The organism is Streptomyces sp. So13.3 (assembly GCF_005860785.2).
In the GTDB taxonomy this organism is placed as follows: domain Bacteria; phylum Actinomycetota; class Actinomycetes; order Streptomycetales; family Streptomycetaceae; genus Actinacidiphila; species Actinacidiphila fildesensis.
In genome coordinates, this window is record NZ_CP048835.1 from 571,628 (window position 1) to 589,006 (window position 17,379).

Here is a 17,379-nt window from a genome sequence, read left to right on the forward strand (position 1 = left end):
GGGAGTATGCAGCCAGGAACAAGAGGTTCCACATGTACCGGATCCCGGCCCTCCGCCGACCGAACGTCCGACGGCATACATCCCACGTCACCCGGTTGCATCACAGCCAAGCGCTTGAGGACAGGCCGGCGGGGAGCAGGCGAACTCGTCAGCAGGGCAGCGTCGAGTCGATCGCGCGGCACGACCGTGCCCGCCTCCGGTGCGGTGGAGGCGGGCACTGCGTGGGTGCGCTCTCGCGTGGTCAGACCTGCGCCGAGTTCTTCGCGTACGGCGACTCGTCGACGAGCTCCGGCGCGGCCGCGGGCGCGGGGCCGCCTTCGCTGAGGCCGAACCGCGCGTGGAAGGTGCGCAGGAAGCCGGGCGCGTACCAGGCCGAGCGGCCGAGCACACGCATCGCTGCGGGTACGAGGATGCCGCGTACGGCGACGGCGTCGATGAGGACGGCCAGTCCGCTGCCGAGGCCGAACATCTGCATGAAGCTGAGCTTGGCCGTCCCGAAGGCGAAGAAGCTCACCGCGAGCAGGCACGCCGCCGCGGTGACGATGCGTCCGGTGTGCCCGAGGCCGTTGGTCACGGCGGACTCGTTGTCCTCGCCCAGGTCGTGGAGTTCCTTGATGCGGCTGGTGACGAACACCTCGTAGTCCATCGACAGGGCGAAGGCGATGCAGAACATCAGCACGGTCATGGACACCTCCATGGGCTGCGCGGTGAATCCGAGCAAGGAGGAGAGGTGGCCGTCCTGGAAGATCCAGGTCATGACGCCGAGCGTCGCCCCCAGGCTGATCATGTTGAGGAGCAGCGCACGCAGCGGCTGCACGACGCTGCCGGTGAACAGGAAGAGCAGGACGAAGGTGGTGAGAGCGACCAGGGCGATGGCGAGTGGGAGTTGGCCGGCGATGGAGTCCTTGGAGTCGACCAGTGCGGCGTCGACTCCGCCGACCAGGGGGTGTGCCCCGGCGGGCGGGGCGATCGACCTCACCTCCTTGACCAGGCTCTGAGCTTCCCCCGACTTCGGTGGCAGGCTGCTCACCACGTTGATCTGCTGTGCGTCGGGGCGGCCGAGGGCGGTGTTGCCGGGGTCGGTCGCCGTGGACCGTCCGCCGGCGAAGATTCCCGTGCTGGTCTCGACGCGGACGACGCCCTTGAGTCCGGACAGTTCGACGGCGTACGACTCCAACGGGGCCTTGCTGACGGGTTGGTCGATGACGACGTGGAGGGCCGCGTCGTCGTTGCCGTTGAACTTCTCCCGCAGGACCGACGAGACCTGGCGGCTCGCGGCGTCGTCGGGCAGCACGCGTTCGTCCGGTGTGCCGAAGGTGATGCCCAGCAGCGGGCTCGCCGCCAGCAGCAGGACCGCGAGCACGGGCAGTGCGGTGAGCGCGGGGCGCCGCATGACCGTGCCGGCCAGCCGTCCCCAGAACGGGGTCCGCGTGTCGGAGCTCCCTCGCCCTCGGTTCGCCCACGGCAGCCGCCCGCTGTTGACCCGGTGCCCCAGGACGATGAACAGCGCCGGCATGACGAACAGGGTGCTGAGGGCCGCGATGGCGACGACACCGATCCCGGCGTAGCCGAACGAGCGCAGGAAGTACTGGGGGAACACCAGGAGTGCTCCGAGTGCTGCTGCCACCGTGGCGGCGGAGAACGCGACTGTGCGGCCCGCGGTGCTCACCGTCCGCCGGACGGCGTCGTCCACGCCCGCCCCTGCCGCGAGTTGCTCCCGGAAGCGGCTGACCATGAGCAGGGCGTAGTCGATGCCCAGGCCGAGCCCCAGGGCCGTGGTCAGGTTGATCGCGAAGACGGAGACATCGGTGACGCTGCCGAGGACGAAGAGCTCCGCGAAGGTGCCCACGATGGCGATGGTGCCGATGGCCAGCGGCAGAATGGCTGCGACCATGCTGCCGAAGACGAGCAGCAGCAGGATGAGGGTGAGCGGCACGGCGATGCTCTCGGCCAGGACGAGATCCTCGCCTGCCTGGGTGCCCATCTCGCTGGTCACGGCTGCGCCGCCGCCGGCCTGGACGGTGAGTGCGCCCTCGTACGGTCCTGCGTAGGCGTCGATGACGCTCTTGGCGTTCTCACCCCGCTCCGTGTCATCACCCTTCACATGGGCGAGCACCATCGCTTCGCGGCCGTCCCTGGAGAGGAGGTCGGGACCGGCGGTGTCCCAGTAGGAGATGACGTTCTCCAGGTTCGGGTTCTTCTTGAGGTCCGCTACCAGAGCGCGGCCGCTGTGCTGGGCGGCCGGGGCGTCGACGCGCCCTTCGGCGGCGCGGACCAGCAGGACCAGGTTCGTCTCCCCGCCGAACTTCTGGTCGATGACCTTTCCGGCCCGGGTGGACGGGGATGCCGGGTCGTCGTAGCCGCCTCCCAGCAACTTGCCGAACGCGCCGGCGCCCAGGACACCCATGAGGGCCACGGCCACGACGGCGACGATGAGGATCAGCCGGGACCGGCGAATCGCCAGTTCAGCTATGTGTTCGAACACGCACGCTCTCCTTTGGTGTCCCTACGGTGAAAACGACGCGAAGCGGACGGAGTTGACCCATAGGGGCCGGGCGCGCGGTGCTCCGCGGAGTCGGTTCACCCCGTCGGAAACAGGTGCGTGTCGCACCCTTCGTCGCCACGAGCGACGTTAGTGAGGCAGCAGAAACTTTGGCAGTGTTAGATTTTCTTCACACCCTGCCGTTTCCGGGTGGCCCACCGGGGCGACCGTCGTCCGTCGCCGCCTGCCGTAGAGGAACACGCCATGGCTCCGCCCACCCTGCGCGAGCGACGCCGGGCCGCCGCAACCCAGGAAATCCTGGACGCCGCTGAGCGCCACATCACCGAACACGGGCCCGCGGCCCTGTCCCTGCGGGCGGTCGCCCGCAGCCTCGGCATGACGGTGCAGGCGCTCTACCACTACTTTCCGAGCCGCGATGCCCTCGTCACAGTGCTCGTCACCAAGGCGTACGACGACCTGGCCGATGCCGTGCAGGCCGCCGTCGACACCGCGGCGGACGACTCGGCCCTGCCGCGTCTGGTCGTCGCCGCCGAGGGCTACCGCCGATGGGCCATCGCCCATCCCGAGCACTTCCAACTCCTGTACGGAACGCCGCTGCGGGACTACGCGGCACCCACCGACGGCCCGACCACCCAGGCAACACGCCGAATGAGCTCGATCTTCGAGCGCGAGCTGTTCGCGGACTTCACCACGGAGCAACTCGCCGCGGCCGACGCCCCCTCGCTCTCGCCCGCACTCCGGACGTACCTGGAGCAGCTGCCGCACTACGGTCTGGGACATCTGCCGCCCCCCGCGACCGCCCTGCTGCTCAGTGCGTGGGGGCACCTGCACGGCCTCGTCGTCCTGGAGGTGTTCGGGCACACCTCGTTCCTCGGCGACCAACAGGCCGAGATCTTCCGCATGGCCATGCAGAACCTGCTGGAGGACGTCCACCGCCGGATCCCGTGAGCGCTACGGCCCCGGGGGCGCCGCCCTCGTCAGGACGGAAGGGCGCCGAGCTGGCGCAGTTGCGCGAGGACATCGACGACGCCGCGGATCTCGGCGATCCGCCCGCCGGCGAAGCGGAAGATGAAGATCTCGTTGTAGGTGACGGTCCTTCCGGTGGGCGCCAGGCCCCGGTACTCGCCCCGGTGCGTCCCGGTCACCGTGTTCCTGGAGACGACCTTGTCCCCCTCCGTGATCGTCTCCTCGACGGCGACGTGGATGTCGGGGAACGCGCGCAGGAGCAGCTCCCACACCCGCTTCATGGCCTCCCCTCCCGTCGCGCCCATCGGTACCGGCGCGTGGAAGAGCACGTCCGGTGCGACGAACTCGTCGATGGCCTTCGAGATGATGTCCAGGTCACCGCTGTTCACCGCGGAGTGGAAACGGATGAGCGTCGCTGTGTTGCTCGTTGCCCCGGTTGCCGACATTGCGGTCTCTCCTCTGGTCCGTTCCTTCGCCGCCTGCTGGACGGCCCGCCTCAGCAGTACGGCGTCTCTCTGCAGTAGGACGACACAGCCGCCGGGAATGTGACGCGCCGGGCGGACGACGACCCGATAGGGGCTACGTCTTCGTCCGAGGCGTGCGGGCGTCCAACGCACGCGAGGCCGGGCCCCGCAGATCCTCTCTGCGGGGCCTGGCCTCGTGCGCTGGGTGGCTCAGCGGCGCGGCGCCAGCACCTGGGCGAGCACGTCGTGCACGTAGGTGTTGGGGTGCTTGCCGGAGAAGCTTGACAATCTCTTGACCCCCTGAACGTAGAGAGTGATGGGGTATCGCACCTGAACGCCGTGCGTCTACGGGAGGAACCTCCGGGGCCCTTGTCGCCGACTGCTGCTAGGCCGGAAGGGGACCCCGCGCGAGAATCCGGGCCGCGGCGAACTCCTCGCGGGCCTCCTGTTCCGCCTGGTCCAGATAGCCGTACGCGTCGTCGCCGACCGGGATCCGCAGGGGTGTGGGCGCGGCGGCGGCGACGATGTCGAGGACCCGTGCCGCGAAGTCCTCGGGGCGGCCGGTCTCGGGATGGTCCGCAAGGCCGCGGGAGCCTTCGAGCATCTCGCGGTTCGTCCCGTCGTACGCGGGGACCCGATGGCCCGCTTCTGTCATGGACGTGCCGTAGCGCGTGGCGAACATGCCCGGTTCGAGCACGGTGACGCGGATGTTGTGCGGGGCGGCCTCGATGGTCAGCGCCTGGCTCATGCCTTCGAGGGCGTGCTTTCCGGCGACGTAGGCGGCCAGCCCCGGGAAGGCTATCCGGCCCACCACGGAGGAGACGTTGAGGATGTGGCCGTGTCCCTGGGTCCGCATCAACGGCAGGACGAGGCGGGTGAGCCGCCATGGGCCGACCAGCAGCGTCTCCAGCTGGTCGCGGAGTTCGGCGTCCGAGACCTCCTCGACCGCGCCGAACAGTCCGACGCCGGCGTTGTTCACGAGGATGTCGATACCGCCGAGACGGTCGACCGCGATACGGACGGCCTCCTCGCACGAGGCGGCGTCACGTAACTCGAGGGGAATCGGGGTGATACGGCCGGGCCAGGTGGCGGCCAGCTCCTCCAGGTCGGCGGTCTTGCGGGCGGTGACCGCCAGTTCGTCCCCGGCCCGGGCCGCGGCCGTGGCCAGTGCGTGCCCGAGGCCGGAGGAGCATCCCGTGACCAGCCAGCGTCGTCCCATCGTTCCCCCGTCATGACTGAGTTGTTCCGGATGATCGTGGCGCCCCGCGGTGACCGCCGTGCCGTCGCCGCCCCCGCGGAGTCACGGTCGCTGCCGCCCGGCTGATGGCCGCAGTTCATGGTCAGGGGGTTCCGGTGCACGGTCACCCCTCCCGCGGGGGCGCACGGAGACGCCCGGGCGCACAGACAGGCGCCCCCACGCGGCCGCCGCAGGCACGATCGGCGGCCACCCCGACGGTCAGCTCACGGCGGCACCGGCCCATCGGACGATGGCGCCGATGCCGGGCCGACGTCCCGTGGAGTGATCTGACTCACACGCTGTCACAGGGACCGGCCCCGCGGTGTCTTGTGCCCGAATAGCAGACAACGAATGGAGACACCGTGACCGGGAACAGCAATGTGGTCGTGATCGGCGGAGGATACGCCGGCGTCATGGCGGCCAACCGCCTGACGCAGCGCGACGACGTGACCGTGACGCTGATCAACCCGCGCCGGAGCTTCGTCGAGCGGATCCGGCTGCACCAACTGGTGGGCGGGTCCGACGACGCTGTCGTCGAGTACAGCGAAGTCCTGCGTGCGGGAATCGAGTTGGTGGTCGATTCCGTGGCCCGGATCGACGCGGCCGAACGCAGCGTGGCGTTGGCGTCGGGCGGCGCGGTCGGCTACGACTATCTGATCTACGCGGTGGGCAGTGGCAGCGCCGACCCGCGCGTGCCCGGAGCGGGCGAGTTCGCCTACCCGATCGCCAGTCTGGAGGAGGCACAGCGGCTGCGGCCGGTCCTCGACGCCGCGCCGGCAACGGCCGCGGTGACGGTGGTCGGAGCGGGTCCGACCGGTATCGAGACCGCCGCCGAACTGGCGGAGGCCGGCCGCACCGTGACCCTGGTCTGCGGAGGGGTGCTCGGCCCGTACCTGCACCCCCGGGGCCGACGCTCGGTCGCCAAGCGGCTGGCCACCCTCGGAGTGACCGTGCTCGACGGCCCCGGCACGAAGGTGACGGCGGTGGCGCGCGACACCGTCCAACTCCGCGACGGCCGCACGCTGCCCAGTGCGGTAACCGTGTGGACCGCCGGCTTCGGTGTGCCGGACCTGGCCGCCCGCAGCGGGCTGAGCACCGACGCCGTGGGCCGCCTGCTCACGGACGAGACGTTGACCAGCGTGGACGACGAGCGCATCGTCGCGGCCGGGGACTCGGCGGCACCGTCGGACCTGCCGCTGCGGATGAGCTGCCAGGCCGCGATGCCGCTGGGCGCGCGGGCCGCCGACACGGTGCTCAGCCGGATCGCCGGTGAGCAGCCCTCGCCCCTCAACCAGGCGTTCGCCGGCCAGTGCATCAGCCTGGGCCGGCGCGCCGGCATCTTCCAGTTCGCCCACCGCTACGACGTCGCGCTCTGGTTCCACATCGACGGTCGCTCCGGTGCGAGGCTCAAGGAGTTCGTGTGCAAGGGGATCGTCAAGCATCTGGCCGACGAGGCGGGCAAGCCCGGTTCGTACAGCCTGCACCGCGTTTCCGGAGGTGCCAAGCGCCAGCAGTTGCTGCAGGACCGGCGCGGCGAGACGAAAGCCACCGCCCAGCCCGCGGCCTGACCTGGCCCCCGGGGCGGATCCGGGCTGCTGACGAATGAGAATCTTGCCGTCGATACACGCTTGAAGGCCGTCGGCAACCAAGGCCGGCCGCGAAGGAGAAGGGTCGAGATATGAGCGACCAGGCCACTGACCTGGCGACCGAGACGTTCGTCGCCCACCGCAACCTGCTCTTCACCGTCGCCTACGAGATGCTCGGATCAGCGGCCGACGCCGAGGACGTCCTCCAGGAGACGTGGCTGCGCTGGGTCAAGGTCGACCTGGAGCAGGTGCGCGACCAGCGCGCCTACCTGGTCCGGATCACGACCCGGCAGGCGCTCAACCGGCTGCGCGCGATGAGTCGCCGCAGGGAGGCGTATGTCGGCCAGTGGCTGCCCGAGCCGCTGCTCACCGCGCCGGACGTGGCCGATGACGTCGAGCTCGCCGAGAGCGTGTCGATGGCGATGATGCTCATCCTCGAGACGCTGTCGCCGACCGAGCGCGCCGTCTTCGTACTGCGCGAGGCGTTCGATGTCGGCTACGACGAGATCGCGGCCGCCGTCGACAAGAGCCCCGCGGCCGTCCGCCAGATCGCGCACCGCGCCCGCCGGCACGTCGACGCCCGGCGCCCTCGCCAGGTGGTCTCCCAGGGCGAGACCCGGGCCGCCCTGGAGTCGTTCCGGCGCGTACTCGAAACCGGCAATCCGCAGGACCTCCTCGACGTGCTCGCCCCGGAGGTCGTCCTGATGGGCGATGGCGGCGGAGTCAAGCGGGCCGCGCTGCGGCCGATCATCGGCGCCGAGAAGGTGGCCCGCTTCATGATCGGTGGTCTCGGCAAGGAGAAGAGCCCGATCACTGTCGCCCCCACCATGATCAACGGCAACCCGGCACTCCTCGTACACCTGGACGGGGAGCTCGACGGCATCATGGCGGTCCGTGTCGAGGACGCCCGCATCAGCGGCATCTACTACGTCCGCAACCCCGAGAAGCTGTCCCGCGTCGCATCCGAGACCCCGCTCACCCTGGGGTGAGGCCTCGTACGCGCTCTTCGGTCCCCGGGTCGAGAGCGGCGGGCCGGCCGTCGGCGCGGGGCAGTGGACGCCCCGCGCCGACGGAGACGGATCAGAGGGCGCTGAGGGCGAGCCATGCGGACCATGAGACATTCCAGTCTCCGTAGCCGTTGCCGGCGGCGACCTGGTCCTTGGATCCGGTGACGCGGATGACGTCGCCGGGGATGACCTGCTCGAAGAAGCGGCGGGCCGTTCCGTCGCTGGCGAGGCCTATGCAGCCGTGGGTGACGTTGCTGTGGCCGCCGTAGGTGTTGGCCTTGGGGTTCTCGTGGAGGTAGGTGCCCGAGGTCGTGAGGTGGACGGCGTAGTTGTACCGCCCGAGGTAGGAGTCGCCGTAGCCGACCGTGCGGGAGTCCATCATCACCGAGCGTTCCTTGTCGGAGACGACCATCGTGCCGTTCCAGGTGTCCATACCCGGTGCGCCCGCGGTGATCGGGATGGTCCGGTTCGCGGCTCCGTCCTTGACAACGGTCATCCGGTGGGTGCGGACGTCAACGGTGGCGACAAGGGAGCGGGCAATGGTGAAGGTACGGGAGATACCGGGGCCCGCGTGGAGGCTGACCTTGGTGCCCGGCTTCCAGTAGGCCTTCGGGCGGAAGTCGACGCGCTGGCCGTCGTTCAGATTGCGGTCCTTGATCCAGGCCCAGCTCCCCGTGACCCCCGGGTCGGCCGTGACCTTCAACAAACGCTCGACGTCGGCGCGTTCGGCCGCGGGTATCGGGTGCTTGAAGGTCACCGATATCGGCATGCCGACGCCGACCTCCAGACCGTCGGAGATATTGACCGAGGCGGTGGCCAGACGGTCGAGGGCGGCCCGGGACGGCGCGGGCTGCGTGGGCTCGGTCGCGGTCGGCGCGGCGGCAGCGGCCGTGGTGGCGGGCCGGCTGCGCTCCGCTGCGGCGGCGTTCGGTGTCACACCGGCGCCCTGGCATGCGGTGAGCGACAACCCGCCGATCAGGCCGACTGCGGCGAGAGCGGTGGTGGCGCGGTGACGGACGCGGGTGTGGCGTGGCATGGGATCCTCCCCCGGGGAAAGACAGCTGCAGGTCAGCTGGCTCGGTACGGCTTCTGTACGCATGGGAGGGGCGGCAGGTTGCATCTGGGACACGGAAATCTCCGCAGGGAACCACGAGCCCGGAACGGGAGTCCTTGCGCTCGTGACCGAGGAGGAATTCGATGTCTTCTACGCGGCGGCGTTCCCCCGTCTCGTAGGGCAGCTGTACGCGCTGACGGGCGATCACAGCGAGGCGCAGGACGTGGTGCAGGAAGCCTTTGTACGGGCCTGGGACCGGCGCGGGGCACTCCTGGCCGAGGGCGCGCCGGAGGCGTGGATCCGTACGGTGGCGGTACGGCTCGCCGTGTGTAGGTCCGCATTCGGATTGTCCCGTTCTGATCTGGCGGCCTGGGCTTTTCCAGCTGTCTCATTTGAGGGACGCGGCACTTCCGTCTCACGATCTTGTCCCTTGAAGTCTGAACCGCTCCGACTTTCCTGCCGGTGGATTGCTGGCTGGCGATCAGCCGGCCCCTGGTTGGGTCTGGGCGACTCGTCGGCAGGCCAGGGCGGCGTGGAGTGCGGGCAGGTCGCTGGCGCGGATAGGGACGAGGCCGGTGAGAGCAGCGATCTTGCACAGCCGGTACAGCACGCAGACGGCAAAGCACGGTGTTGGGGTGGATCTGCAGGCGCACAGCGGTGCAGTGACGGTCGTCGTCACAGTCGAGGAACGCGGCGAGGGTGTCGAGTAGATCCTTGCGTCCGTCAAGGGGCTCGAGCAGCGCGGGGCGACATTCTGCCGTGCGGGGCCGGGGCGGCTGCGCTGGTATTCCAGTGCCAGGTACTCCAGCCCGTACTGCCCCGGTTCGCGGCCGGCTGCCGCAGCGACCTGGACGAGTTCGGCGGACACGGGCGCGGCCTGGGCGACGGCAGCCGGTTCAGCGGCCACCGCGGCGGGCCAGCACGTGCGCGCCGGCCAGGCGGGCCAGGAGCGTCGCAGTCTCGGTTGCCGCCCTGACAGTCGGTGTCCGTGGGTAAAGAGGGCGGCTGGAGACAAGGTGATCTGCTCGTAGGAGACGCGTGCAGGAAGTACGCCCCCGGATGTGTGGCGTCGTCATCGGGCGTCCCGCGGGGCGGTGGGCGGTCAGGCTGGATTCGCGCTTGGACCCCTGCTTCTCAGGACGCGCGCAACCAGTGCGCAACCAGTGCGCAACGTCTCCGCTCTAGAACGTGATCTGCGCAATCTGATCCAGGCATCCCGAACGGATGGAGCTCGTCCCGCCCGCCTCCTTGGCGACCTGTCGCCATTCGGTATGGCTGTGCATGACCTCGCTCTGGATCGACCTCGTGGGACCCACGAGGAGCGCGGCTTCCCTTCGTCTCCTGGAGATCACTGATGCGTCGCCGCTTCGCCCTTCCACTCGCCGCGGTAGTTCTGTCGCTTCCGCTCGCCCTGATTCCCGCTGTATCTGCTTCAGCTGCCCCTTCCGACAAGTCGCGGGTCCTCAGCTCCTGGACCCAGACAAGCGTCTCCAGCTACAACGCCTTCAACGCCGCCCGCAGCAACCGGGGCGCCTGGACTGCATATGGTTTCAACTGGTCGACGGACGCCTGCAGTACCTCCCCCGACAACCCGCTCGGCTTCCCCTTCCAAAAGGCCTGCATCCGCCACGACTTCGGCTACCGCAACTACAAGGCGGCCGGCACGTTCTCCGCCAACAAGTCCCGAATCGACTCCGCGTTCTACGCGGACCTCAAGCGCGTATGCGCCGGCTACTCCGGAGCAAAGCGGACCTCGTGCAACAGCACGGCATGGGCGTACTACCACGCCGTCGACATCTTCGGCAGCACACCGGTCAAGGCGCACTCCACTGAACTGCCGCAGGCCGCCTGAGGAGTTTGCCGGCATCACCTCCCCGGCGGCCCAGAGACCGCCCCGTGATTTGTCATGAGCAGAAAGAACCCTCCCATGCCGTCTCGTTTGCGTCTGCGCTCCGCCCTCACCACTCTGGCCCTCGTCCTCAGCGCGCTCTTCATCCCCGGCATCGGCGTCCTCGGCAGCGGCGCCTCCCAGGCGCACGCAGCCACCAAGCTCACCCACTCCCAGGCAACCGCCCGCTTCAGCTCATCCGGTATCACCTGGTCGTCCTCGGGCGGCTGCTCCAACCGGAACGTCTCCACCTGTACGTCCTTCGATCAGCTCAACCTCTCCACCGCCCAGGGCGCCCAGGTGCTGAAGCGCGCGACGGGCTGCGCGCTGAACATCACCGGCGGCACGGAGACCGGACACGCCGGTGGCACCTACTCGCACTGGAACGGCTACAAACTCGACTTCGCCAAGCGGACGTGTCTCACGAACTACATCAAGCGCACCTTCGCCTATATCGGCGTCCGCGGCGACGGCGCTCCTCAGTACAAGTCCGGATCCGGCAATGTCTACGCCGATGAGGGCAGCCACTGGGACGTGACGTTCTACAACTGCGGCGGGTGCTGACACGGCACGCCCAGCGCTAAGGCTCCCTCGTCCGGCGGGGGGTCTTCCCCGCAACGAGTACATGATCATTGGGTGACTTCGGCCAGCTCGAGACGGAGTCAGACCTTCCGCGGGCAAGTCCTTGTCACGGCCGACGGGCCCTGTACCTGTGACAGTTGCCAGGTCCCCGTCCGAGATGTGCATAGTTCGACGGCCCCGGCGGTCTGCGTCGGCCGGCAGTCTCTTGCCGACCAGCCAGGGAAATCAGGGAGGCCCGTGATGCACACCCCCGCTTCACCCCAGCCCCACGCAGGTCCGCCGGGGACGGGCGGGTTCGAAGAACAGAGCCGAAGAACAGAGCCGATCAAGCATCAAGGAGAAACCAGAGAATGCTCCGACGAACTCAGGCACTGATACTCGGGCTGGCCACAACAGCCGCGGTCGCCGTCGTGCCCCTGGTGGCCGGACAGGAACCCTCGGCCGACGCAGCGGTCCGCAAACACGTGACCACGGACTACACCCTGCTGCGGCGAGCCCCCCACTCCTACGTGATAGGAACCGCCTACCGCAACTGGACTGTGGATGTCCACGGGGATCAGAACAGCGGATATCGCTGGGGCCGCATCTACGGCGACGTGAACAGCTGTTTGTGGATCTACTCGGGTGCCGTCGCGGGGGATGCGTCCAGCGGTGACAGCTGCGGAGCAGCGACGAGTCTGCCGACCTCGACATTCACCAACGGCCAGATCGGCGGCTCCACCGATGACGGTGCCACGGTAGCCACCGTGGCGGGCGCCAGCTGTCGAACGTGGGACGGAAGCCACATCACCGGCTATGGCAATGTGCGTCCTTGGCAGGCCACCGCGACCCCCAGCTCGACGGTGAACGGCCGTGTCGCCATCGGGCAGACCGTGCTGTGGCGGTATGTCTCGCGCGACGGCAAGTGGGTCATGATCCGCGATCAGCGCGCCGGCGGCACCGATGGCTCCGGCCAGCAGAGTTGGTACTTCATCCCTCGCAGCTGCCTGCCGGCCCACCTGCCCGGCTGACGCCTTCAGGTCAACGGCACCGGGCCGGTGAATAGCTGGCGGCCCGACAACCACCTGCCTTCCAGGCCCCACGAGAGGCGTGGTGAAGAACCCTCACCCGCCCCGCAGGGGGTGAGGGTTCTTTCACCCCCAGGTCAGGCCCCGCGGGGGCAGACACTGGGCCAGGAGGAGCCATCATGCGGTGACGTCACACGGCGGGGTCGTGCCTACTTCGAGGACACCCACGCCCGCGGCCGGCTCATGGAATTTTCGCGTTTGCCGACCGGATCAGGCAGCAGCTCTCGAAACCCATCGGGCAGCTCCGCGCCAGCCCTTGTGCGGGGCCGGGGCCGCCCTCCGGCGCCTACGCACCTTGAGCCCGGCCCCGTCTGTCACTCGGCTGTGGGGGAGTCCGTCCAGAAGTTCCGGGCGAGCCCGCGTCGCTTCTGCCACAGTGCGTTTTTGTCCCGGAAGCCGATCACGCCGGCAGATTGATCGGCGTCCTCGATACGCCATGCGCCGTTGACCGCGCCGGACAGGCCGGCCGACAATTTCTCAAAGGCCTGGGCGGTCTTGAGATCCGCTTCGACGCCGTTGTTGATGATGAATTTCAGTTGCCGAACGGCCTGCTGGTTCTTGCTCAACACCACCTCCACCAATTTCTCGACGGCAGCGTCGAGCTGTTCGTCGGGCACAGCCCGGTTCCACAAGGTGAGTTGAACGGCCCGAGATGCCGGGTGCAAGGCCCCCAGCAGGTTGATCTCCTTCGTCAACCGCCGTCCGATCAGTCGTGCCATCCGCGTGGTGCCGCCCCAGCCCGGGGTGATGCCGACATCAACCTCCGGCATGCCCCACCTTGCGCTTGTTGCTGCGACTACGAAGTCACAGGCCATGGTGATCTCCAGACCGCCACCGACCGCGTAGCCGTCGACGCGCGCCACTGTCACCTTGTCGAGCTGCTCCAGCGTGTCGGCCATGTGCTGGTAGCCCGTCACTCGGCGCATGACTTCGTCGGCGTTGCCCCATCGGTGCATTTCGGTGATGTCGTCACCGGCGCAGAACGTTCCGCCGGCGCCCTCGATGACCAGGACCTTGACGGTGGAGCTGTCACGTACGCGCTCCAACGCGTGGGTCAGCTCATCGGACAGGCGAATCGACAACGCGTTGCGGGCCGAGGGGCGGTTCAAAGTGATGCGGGCGACGGGTCCGTTCTCGGCGAACACCAGTTGCTCATATGGCGGGCTGACGCGGTGGGCCGACGGAGCCGGGGCGGCGCCGTCCTCGATGTGGGTCACGCGATCTCCCTGAACGAGTAGGTTGCTTTCTGCTACCGACACCGTGGCATGGTCGATAGCAATATGCAACCAACTCACGTAACCTGCTGTCATGGAACGCATGAGAGGTATGGACCACCAGGCGGACTCCGTGGCGGCCGCCCTGGAACAGGTCGGCGACCGATGGACGTTCCTCGTGCTGCGCGAGTGCTTCTTCGGCGTCCGGCGGTTCGCGGACTTCCAGCGCAACCTCGGGGTGGCACGCAACATCCTGTCCGACCGCCTCGCCAAACTGGTCGACCACGGAATCCTCGAACGGCATCGCTACAGCGAACGGCCACCGCGGGAGGAGTACCGGTTCACTGACAAAGGACGGGACCTGTACGGCATCACCGTCGCCTTCATGCAATGGGGCGACCGCTGGGTCGTCGACAAACCATCGCTCACACTGACCCACGCGAGCGACGGCGGGGCTGTAGAGCAGGTGCTGCGCTGCACCCACTGTGAAGAACATCTGGACCCCCGTGACATCGCCTACGATCAGCACAGAAAAGCAACCAACCCGCCCGAAGTCGGTTAACGACGGGACGGCGCCCGGCCCCCTGCACCCGCGCACCGCGAAGCCTCCGGGTACGGGGCCAGCGGCGGCTTGGCCGAATCGGTCACGCGCATCCAAGCCCAGTAACTGCCGGACGTCGGGGACTCGGCGTTGACCGGACCAGCCGGTGGGTGTAACTGGCTGCTCCCCGCCGCCGGAAGGCAAGTGCATCGAGGGGGCCGTGCGCTGCTCCTAAACGGCGGCGCTCCGACCGAGGCGAAGTAGGCAAGGCGCGTCGTTGCAGTCCCGATCGGCGGCATGCCCCGCCGCATCTCAGGACGTCATGGAAGCTCTCCCAGATCCGGCCACGGTGCGCGATGGCACGACAACCAAAGCGCGAGTCGGTACCAGAATGCCCGGCCGCGTGCCGGCCAGTACTGTCCGGTGCAGATGGAGGCTGCGGCGCTGGCCGCGGTGACCAGCCGGGCGAAAGATGTGCCTTCACGGAGCCGCCGGCAAGCGCGCAGGTCTACCTTGCGGATCCCGCGGGCGCCGACTCGTCCGGACGATCGTCGGGCGCAGAGTCTGTGTCAATGGACGCCCATGTACTCAGAGGGGTCCGCGGTGGACCTGGGCTCGGTTCGCGATCAGAAGATCGCGATCGGATTGACCGCGAGCCCGGTGGTTCCCGTGATACGCGGTGGCGCGAGAACGAGCATGAAGCTCCACCGCTGTAGGGAGGCACACCGGTCGGCAAGGTCGTCGAGGTGGGCGGCGTCCACCAAGGGCAGACCGAGCCGTGCCAGTGCGACCTGGTGCATTGGCATCGGGAAGCTGGGTGGGCGGGCGTCGCTGATGTCACCGATATAGAGAGCTGCACCGTGCTGGTCCAGCCACTCGACGGCGCTGAGGTCCAGCCCTGGGACGGGCTGCGTCATGGGCTGGTTCACGTCCCAGCCACCGCGGACGACGATCGCGTCGCCTGGGTGCACCGATGTACCTGCTCGGTCGAGCGCCGCGTCGAGGTCTGTTCCGCTGACGCGGCAGTCCGCGTCGAGTCTGCCGCGATCGGGGGCCAGGTCCAGGAGGACGCCTCGTGTGACGATGCCCCCAGCGGCGTGGTCAGCGGAGGCGTGGCGTACTCCGGTGGGTGTGACGGCGTCCTGCAGCGCGACGCCGGGATAGACCTTGTCGCCGACAGGAATGTGTGAAAGCGCGTCGAAGTGCGTCAGTCCAGCGTTGTGCGTGTTGATGAGCAAGGAGTCCGTGAGGGCCATGGGCCGGGCTCCGTTGAAGTTCACGACCTGCATGACGGGCGCAGGCATCGTGGCGGGATTCCCGACGGGTGCGAGGCCAGTGGTGAGCGGTATGGGGGCAGTGGGACGCGCAAGGCTCACCGAGGTCGCGTCGTGTACTTCGGCCGCGGCGCGTGAGCGTGCCGCGTCGTCGATCAGGTTGAGCGCACCGATCTCGTCGGCGTCACCCCAGCGTCCCCAGTTGAGGGGCAGATCGTTCTCGTTCATACGGATCTCACTTTCCTCGTGTCCTGGGGCTTTGCCGCAGTGTCGTGCCGCAGCAAAGCCCCACCGAATCCACCCGCCCTGTGTGCTCTCCTGCAATGCGCAGGGCGGTATCCGTTGATCACGCGCGTGTCGGCTCCGGCTTGCGCAGGCTCGTCAGCCGGCTCAGGGCGGCGCGGAGGCTGGTGCCTCCGGTGCCACGGGCGCTGAGGTAGCCGTCGGGGCGGACGAGGATCCAGTCCCCGGCGGTCGCGGCCAGTGTGTCGTGGACCCGACCGTCGGGGTCCCACACACCGTGGTCGCCGTCCGGGCGCTCCTGGCTGATCGTCACGGTGTCCACCCAGGCTGGCAGCGCCCCGGCCTCGGAGGTGAGGTGATCTTGCCCGGTGGCTTTCTCGCTCCCGGTGAAATGGAGCAGGTGCCAGGCGGGTGACCTGAGCTCCGCCCGCAGAGTGGTCCAACCGGGTGACTGCGCGTCGGCGGCTGAGATCTGGGTGAGCCGCTCGCCGGGGCGCGGGCCCTCGCCCGGCTCGTCGTCGGGGACCGTCAGCGGGCTGTCGGGATAGGCGATGGCCAGACCGGACATGCTCCGGATGAGCTGGTGCTGGAACTCACGCATCGACTCGGGGGACTCCGGGGTGCCGCCGGCGGTGTCGACCATGACGGTTCCCATGACCTTGCTGGTGGAGGCGAGCAGGGCCTGGCCGATGGGGACGCGCTCGGCGTTGTAGGTGTCGAGCAGGGTGGTGTCGGCCTGGCCGTGGATGACCATGGCCAGCTTCCACGCCAGGTTGTACGCGTCCTGGACACCGGTGTTGAGGCCCTGCCCCGACGCCGGGGAATGGACATGGGCGGCGTCGCCCGAGACGAAGCACCGCCCGGCGTGCATTGCGGGTACCGCGCGCTGCTGGATGGTGAACTTCGACGCCCAGCTGGGGTTCTCGACGACGGTGTCGCGCTCCAGTGCCTGCGACAGCTTGGTGCCGAACTGCCGGGCTATCTGCTCGGGGTCCTCGGGCTGCCCTTCACCGGTGGTGTCCAGCAGCCGCCATTTGCCCGGCTCCGGGAACGGGAACAGCATCAGCGCGCCGCCCGGTGGGAACAGCCAGTGCACGCCGTCGCGGTCCACGTCGGTGTGCACGATCGCGTCGGCGATCAGCCAGGTGTGGGCGGGCTCGCCCGTCAGGGGCAGCCGGAGCGTCTTGCGGACGGTCGAGTGCCCGCCGTCGCAGCCCCACAGGTACCGAGCGCGCACGGTCTCGTGCGCCGCGCCGGATCCGTCGCCGCCGCGCAGTACGGCCGTGACGGCTTCGTCGTCGTGCTGGAACGACTCCAGCCGCGTGTTCCACTCCACCGCGACCCCGGCCGACGCGGCGGCGCCACGGAGTACGCGTTCGATGATCACCTGATCGATGTTGAACATGTACGGGAACCGGGTCGGCAGACCGGCGAAGTCGAAGTCGAGCCGCATCCCGCGCCCGCCCTGGTGGCGGACGAACGTGTTGATCCTCGTGCCGTGCGGCGCGATCTCGCCGACGATCCCGAGCTGGTCGTAGATCTCCAGGCTCCGGGCATGGGCACCCAGCGCACGACTGGTCGTCGCCGGACCAGTCGCGGCATCCACCAAGCGAACCGACACCCCCGAGTGGGCCAGCCGTGATGCCGCCATCAGCCCCACTGGACCGGCCCCTGCCACGAGGACATCCACGTCATAGCCTGTCATGCGACCACGCTCCCTGAGTTAGCTTCGCTGACACAGGGACGGTATCTT

General features: G+C 68.7%; 15 protein-coding genes and 1 pseudogene. 8 read left to right on the top strand and 8 right to left on the bottom strand.

Annotated features, from left to right (window positions below; all coding sequences use genetic code 11):
* Positions 1 to 241 precede the first annotated feature (241 nt).
* Complete coding sequence (locus tag C8250_RS02595; RefSeq protein ID WP_138352388.1) at positions 242 to 2,485, bottom strand: MMPL family transporter; 2,244 nt, start codon at positions 2,483 to 2,485, stop codon at positions 242 to 244.
* Between the two features lie 261 nt (positions 2,486 to 2,746).
* On the opposite strand from C8250_RS02595, the gene C8250_RS02600 reads away from it, so the two are divergent.
* Positions 2,747 to 3,451 (top strand): TetR/AcrR family transcriptional regulator, encoded by a 705-nt coding sequence (locus tag C8250_RS02600; protein ID WP_138352387.1) that lies wholly within the window; start codon positions 2,747 to 2,749, stop codon positions 3,449 to 3,451.
* A 29-nt stretch (positions 3,452 to 3,480) separates the two neighbouring features.
* On the opposite strand, the gene C8250_RS02605 is transcribed toward C8250_RS02600, so the two are convergent.
* Together C8250_RS02605 and C8250_RS02610 are read right to left on the bottom strand one after the other, a co-directional pair.
* Positions 3,481 to 3,915 (bottom strand): ester cyclase, encoded by a 435-nt coding sequence (locus C8250_RS02605; protein ID WP_138352386.1) that lies wholly within the window; start codon positions 3,913 to 3,915, stop codon positions 3,481 to 3,483.
* A 403-nt stretch (positions 3,916 to 4,318) separates the two neighbouring features.
* Positions 4,319 to 5,152, bottom strand: coding sequence for an SDR family oxidoreductase (locus C8250_RS02610; RefSeq protein WP_138352385.1), 834 nt, complete (start codon positions 5,150 to 5,152; stop codon positions 4,319 to 4,321).
* A gap of 380 nt (positions 5,153 to 5,532) precedes the next feature.
* Here C8250_RS02610 and C8250_RS02615 point away from each other — a divergent pair, with 380 nt between their 5' ends.
* Positions 5,533 to 6,738: an FAD-dependent oxidoreductase gene (locus C8250_RS02615; protein ID WP_138352384.1), complete on the top strand. Its 1,206-nt coding sequence runs from the start codon at positions 5,533 to 5,535 to the stop codon at positions 6,736 to 6,738.
* A gap of 110 nt (positions 6,739 to 6,848) precedes the next feature.
* Positions 6,849 to 7,745 carry an RNA polymerase sigma-70 factor gene (locus tag C8250_RS02620; RefSeq protein WP_138352383.1) on the top strand — a complete coding sequence of 299 codons (897 nt, stop codon included), beginning with the start codon at positions 6,849 to 6,851 and terminating at the stop codon, positions 7,743 to 7,745.
* A gap of 91 nt (positions 7,746 to 7,836) precedes the next feature.
* On the opposite strand, the gene C8250_RS02625 is transcribed toward C8250_RS02620, so the two are convergent.
* Positions 7,837 to 8,799, bottom strand: a complete 963-nt coding sequence (locus tag C8250_RS02625; protein ID WP_138352382.1) for a L,D-transpeptidase — start codon at positions 8,797 to 8,799, stop codon at positions 7,837 to 7,839.
* A gap of 142 nt (positions 8,800 to 8,941) precedes the next feature.
* Between C8250_RS02625 and C8250_RS02630 the strand changes: the two are divergent.
* Positions 8,942 to 9,151 (top strand): annotated as a pseudogene (locus C8250_RS02630) (sigma factor); the annotation flags it as partial.
* Positions 9,152 to 9,298: 147 nt separating this feature from the next.
* On the opposite strand, the gene C8250_RS43275 reads toward C8250_RS02630, so the two are convergent.
* Positions 9,299 to 9,724 (bottom strand): hypothetical protein, encoded by a 426-nt coding sequence (locus C8250_RS43275; protein WP_244809941.1) that lies wholly within the window; start codon positions 9,722 to 9,724, stop codon positions 9,299 to 9,301.
* Positions 9,725 to 10,171: 447 nt separating this feature from the next.
* Between C8250_RS43275 and C8250_RS02640 the strand changes: the two genes are divergently transcribed.
* From C8250_RS02640 to C8250_RS02650, 3 genes are all read left to right on the top strand, one after another.
* Positions 10,172 to 10,669 carry a phospholipase gene (locus C8250_RS02640; RefSeq protein ID WP_138352381.1) on the top strand — a complete coding sequence of 166 codons (498 nt, stop codon included), beginning with the start codon at positions 10,172 to 10,174 and terminating at the stop codon, positions 10,667 to 10,669.
* A 75-nt stretch (positions 10,670 to 10,744) separates the two neighbouring features.
* Positions 10,745 to 11,269 carry a hypothetical protein gene (locus C8250_RS02645; protein WP_138352380.1) on the top strand — a complete coding sequence of 175 codons (525 nt, stop codon included), beginning with the start codon at positions 10,745 to 10,747 and terminating at the stop codon, positions 11,267 to 11,269.
* A gap of 368 nt (positions 11,270 to 11,637) precedes the next feature.
* Entirely contained in the window at positions 11,638 to 12,297 is a 660-nt protein-coding gene (locus C8250_RS02650; RefSeq protein ID WP_138352379.1) for a hypothetical protein, read from the top strand.
* 371 nt (positions 12,298 to 12,668) lie between these two features.
* Here C8250_RS02650 and C8250_RS02655 read toward each other — a convergent pair whose 3' ends face one another.
* Positions 12,669 to 13,571, bottom strand: a complete 903-nt coding sequence (locus tag C8250_RS02655) for an enoyl-CoA hydratase/isomerase family protein (protein WP_187144708.1) — start codon at positions 13,569 to 13,571, stop codon at positions 12,669 to 12,671.
* Positions 13,572 to 13,662: 91 nt separating this feature from the next.
* Here C8250_RS02655 and C8250_RS02660 point away from each other — a divergent pair, with 91 nt between their 5' ends.
* On the top strand, positions 13,663 to 14,130 hold the full coding sequence (locus C8250_RS02660; protein WP_198357748.1) for a helix-turn-helix domain-containing protein: 468 nt from the start codon (positions 13,663 to 13,665) through the stop codon (positions 14,128 to 14,130).
* A 605-nt stretch (positions 14,131 to 14,735) separates the two neighbouring features.
* On the opposite strand, the gene C8250_RS02665 is transcribed toward C8250_RS02660, so the two are convergent.
* Together C8250_RS02665 and C8250_RS02670 are read right to left on the bottom strand one after the other, a co-directional pair.
* On the bottom strand, positions 14,736 to 15,611 hold the full coding sequence (locus tag C8250_RS02665; RefSeq protein ID WP_138352377.1) for a cyclase family protein: 876 nt from the start codon (positions 15,609 to 15,611) through the stop codon (positions 14,736 to 14,738).
* Between the two features lie 118 nt (positions 15,612 to 15,729).
* Positions 15,730 to 17,331 (bottom strand): FAD-dependent monooxygenase, encoded by a 1,602-nt coding sequence (locus tag C8250_RS02670; RefSeq protein WP_138352376.1) that lies wholly within the window; start codon positions 17,329 to 17,331, stop codon positions 15,730 to 15,732.
* Between the last annotated feature and the right edge of the window lie 48 nt (positions 17,332 to 17,379).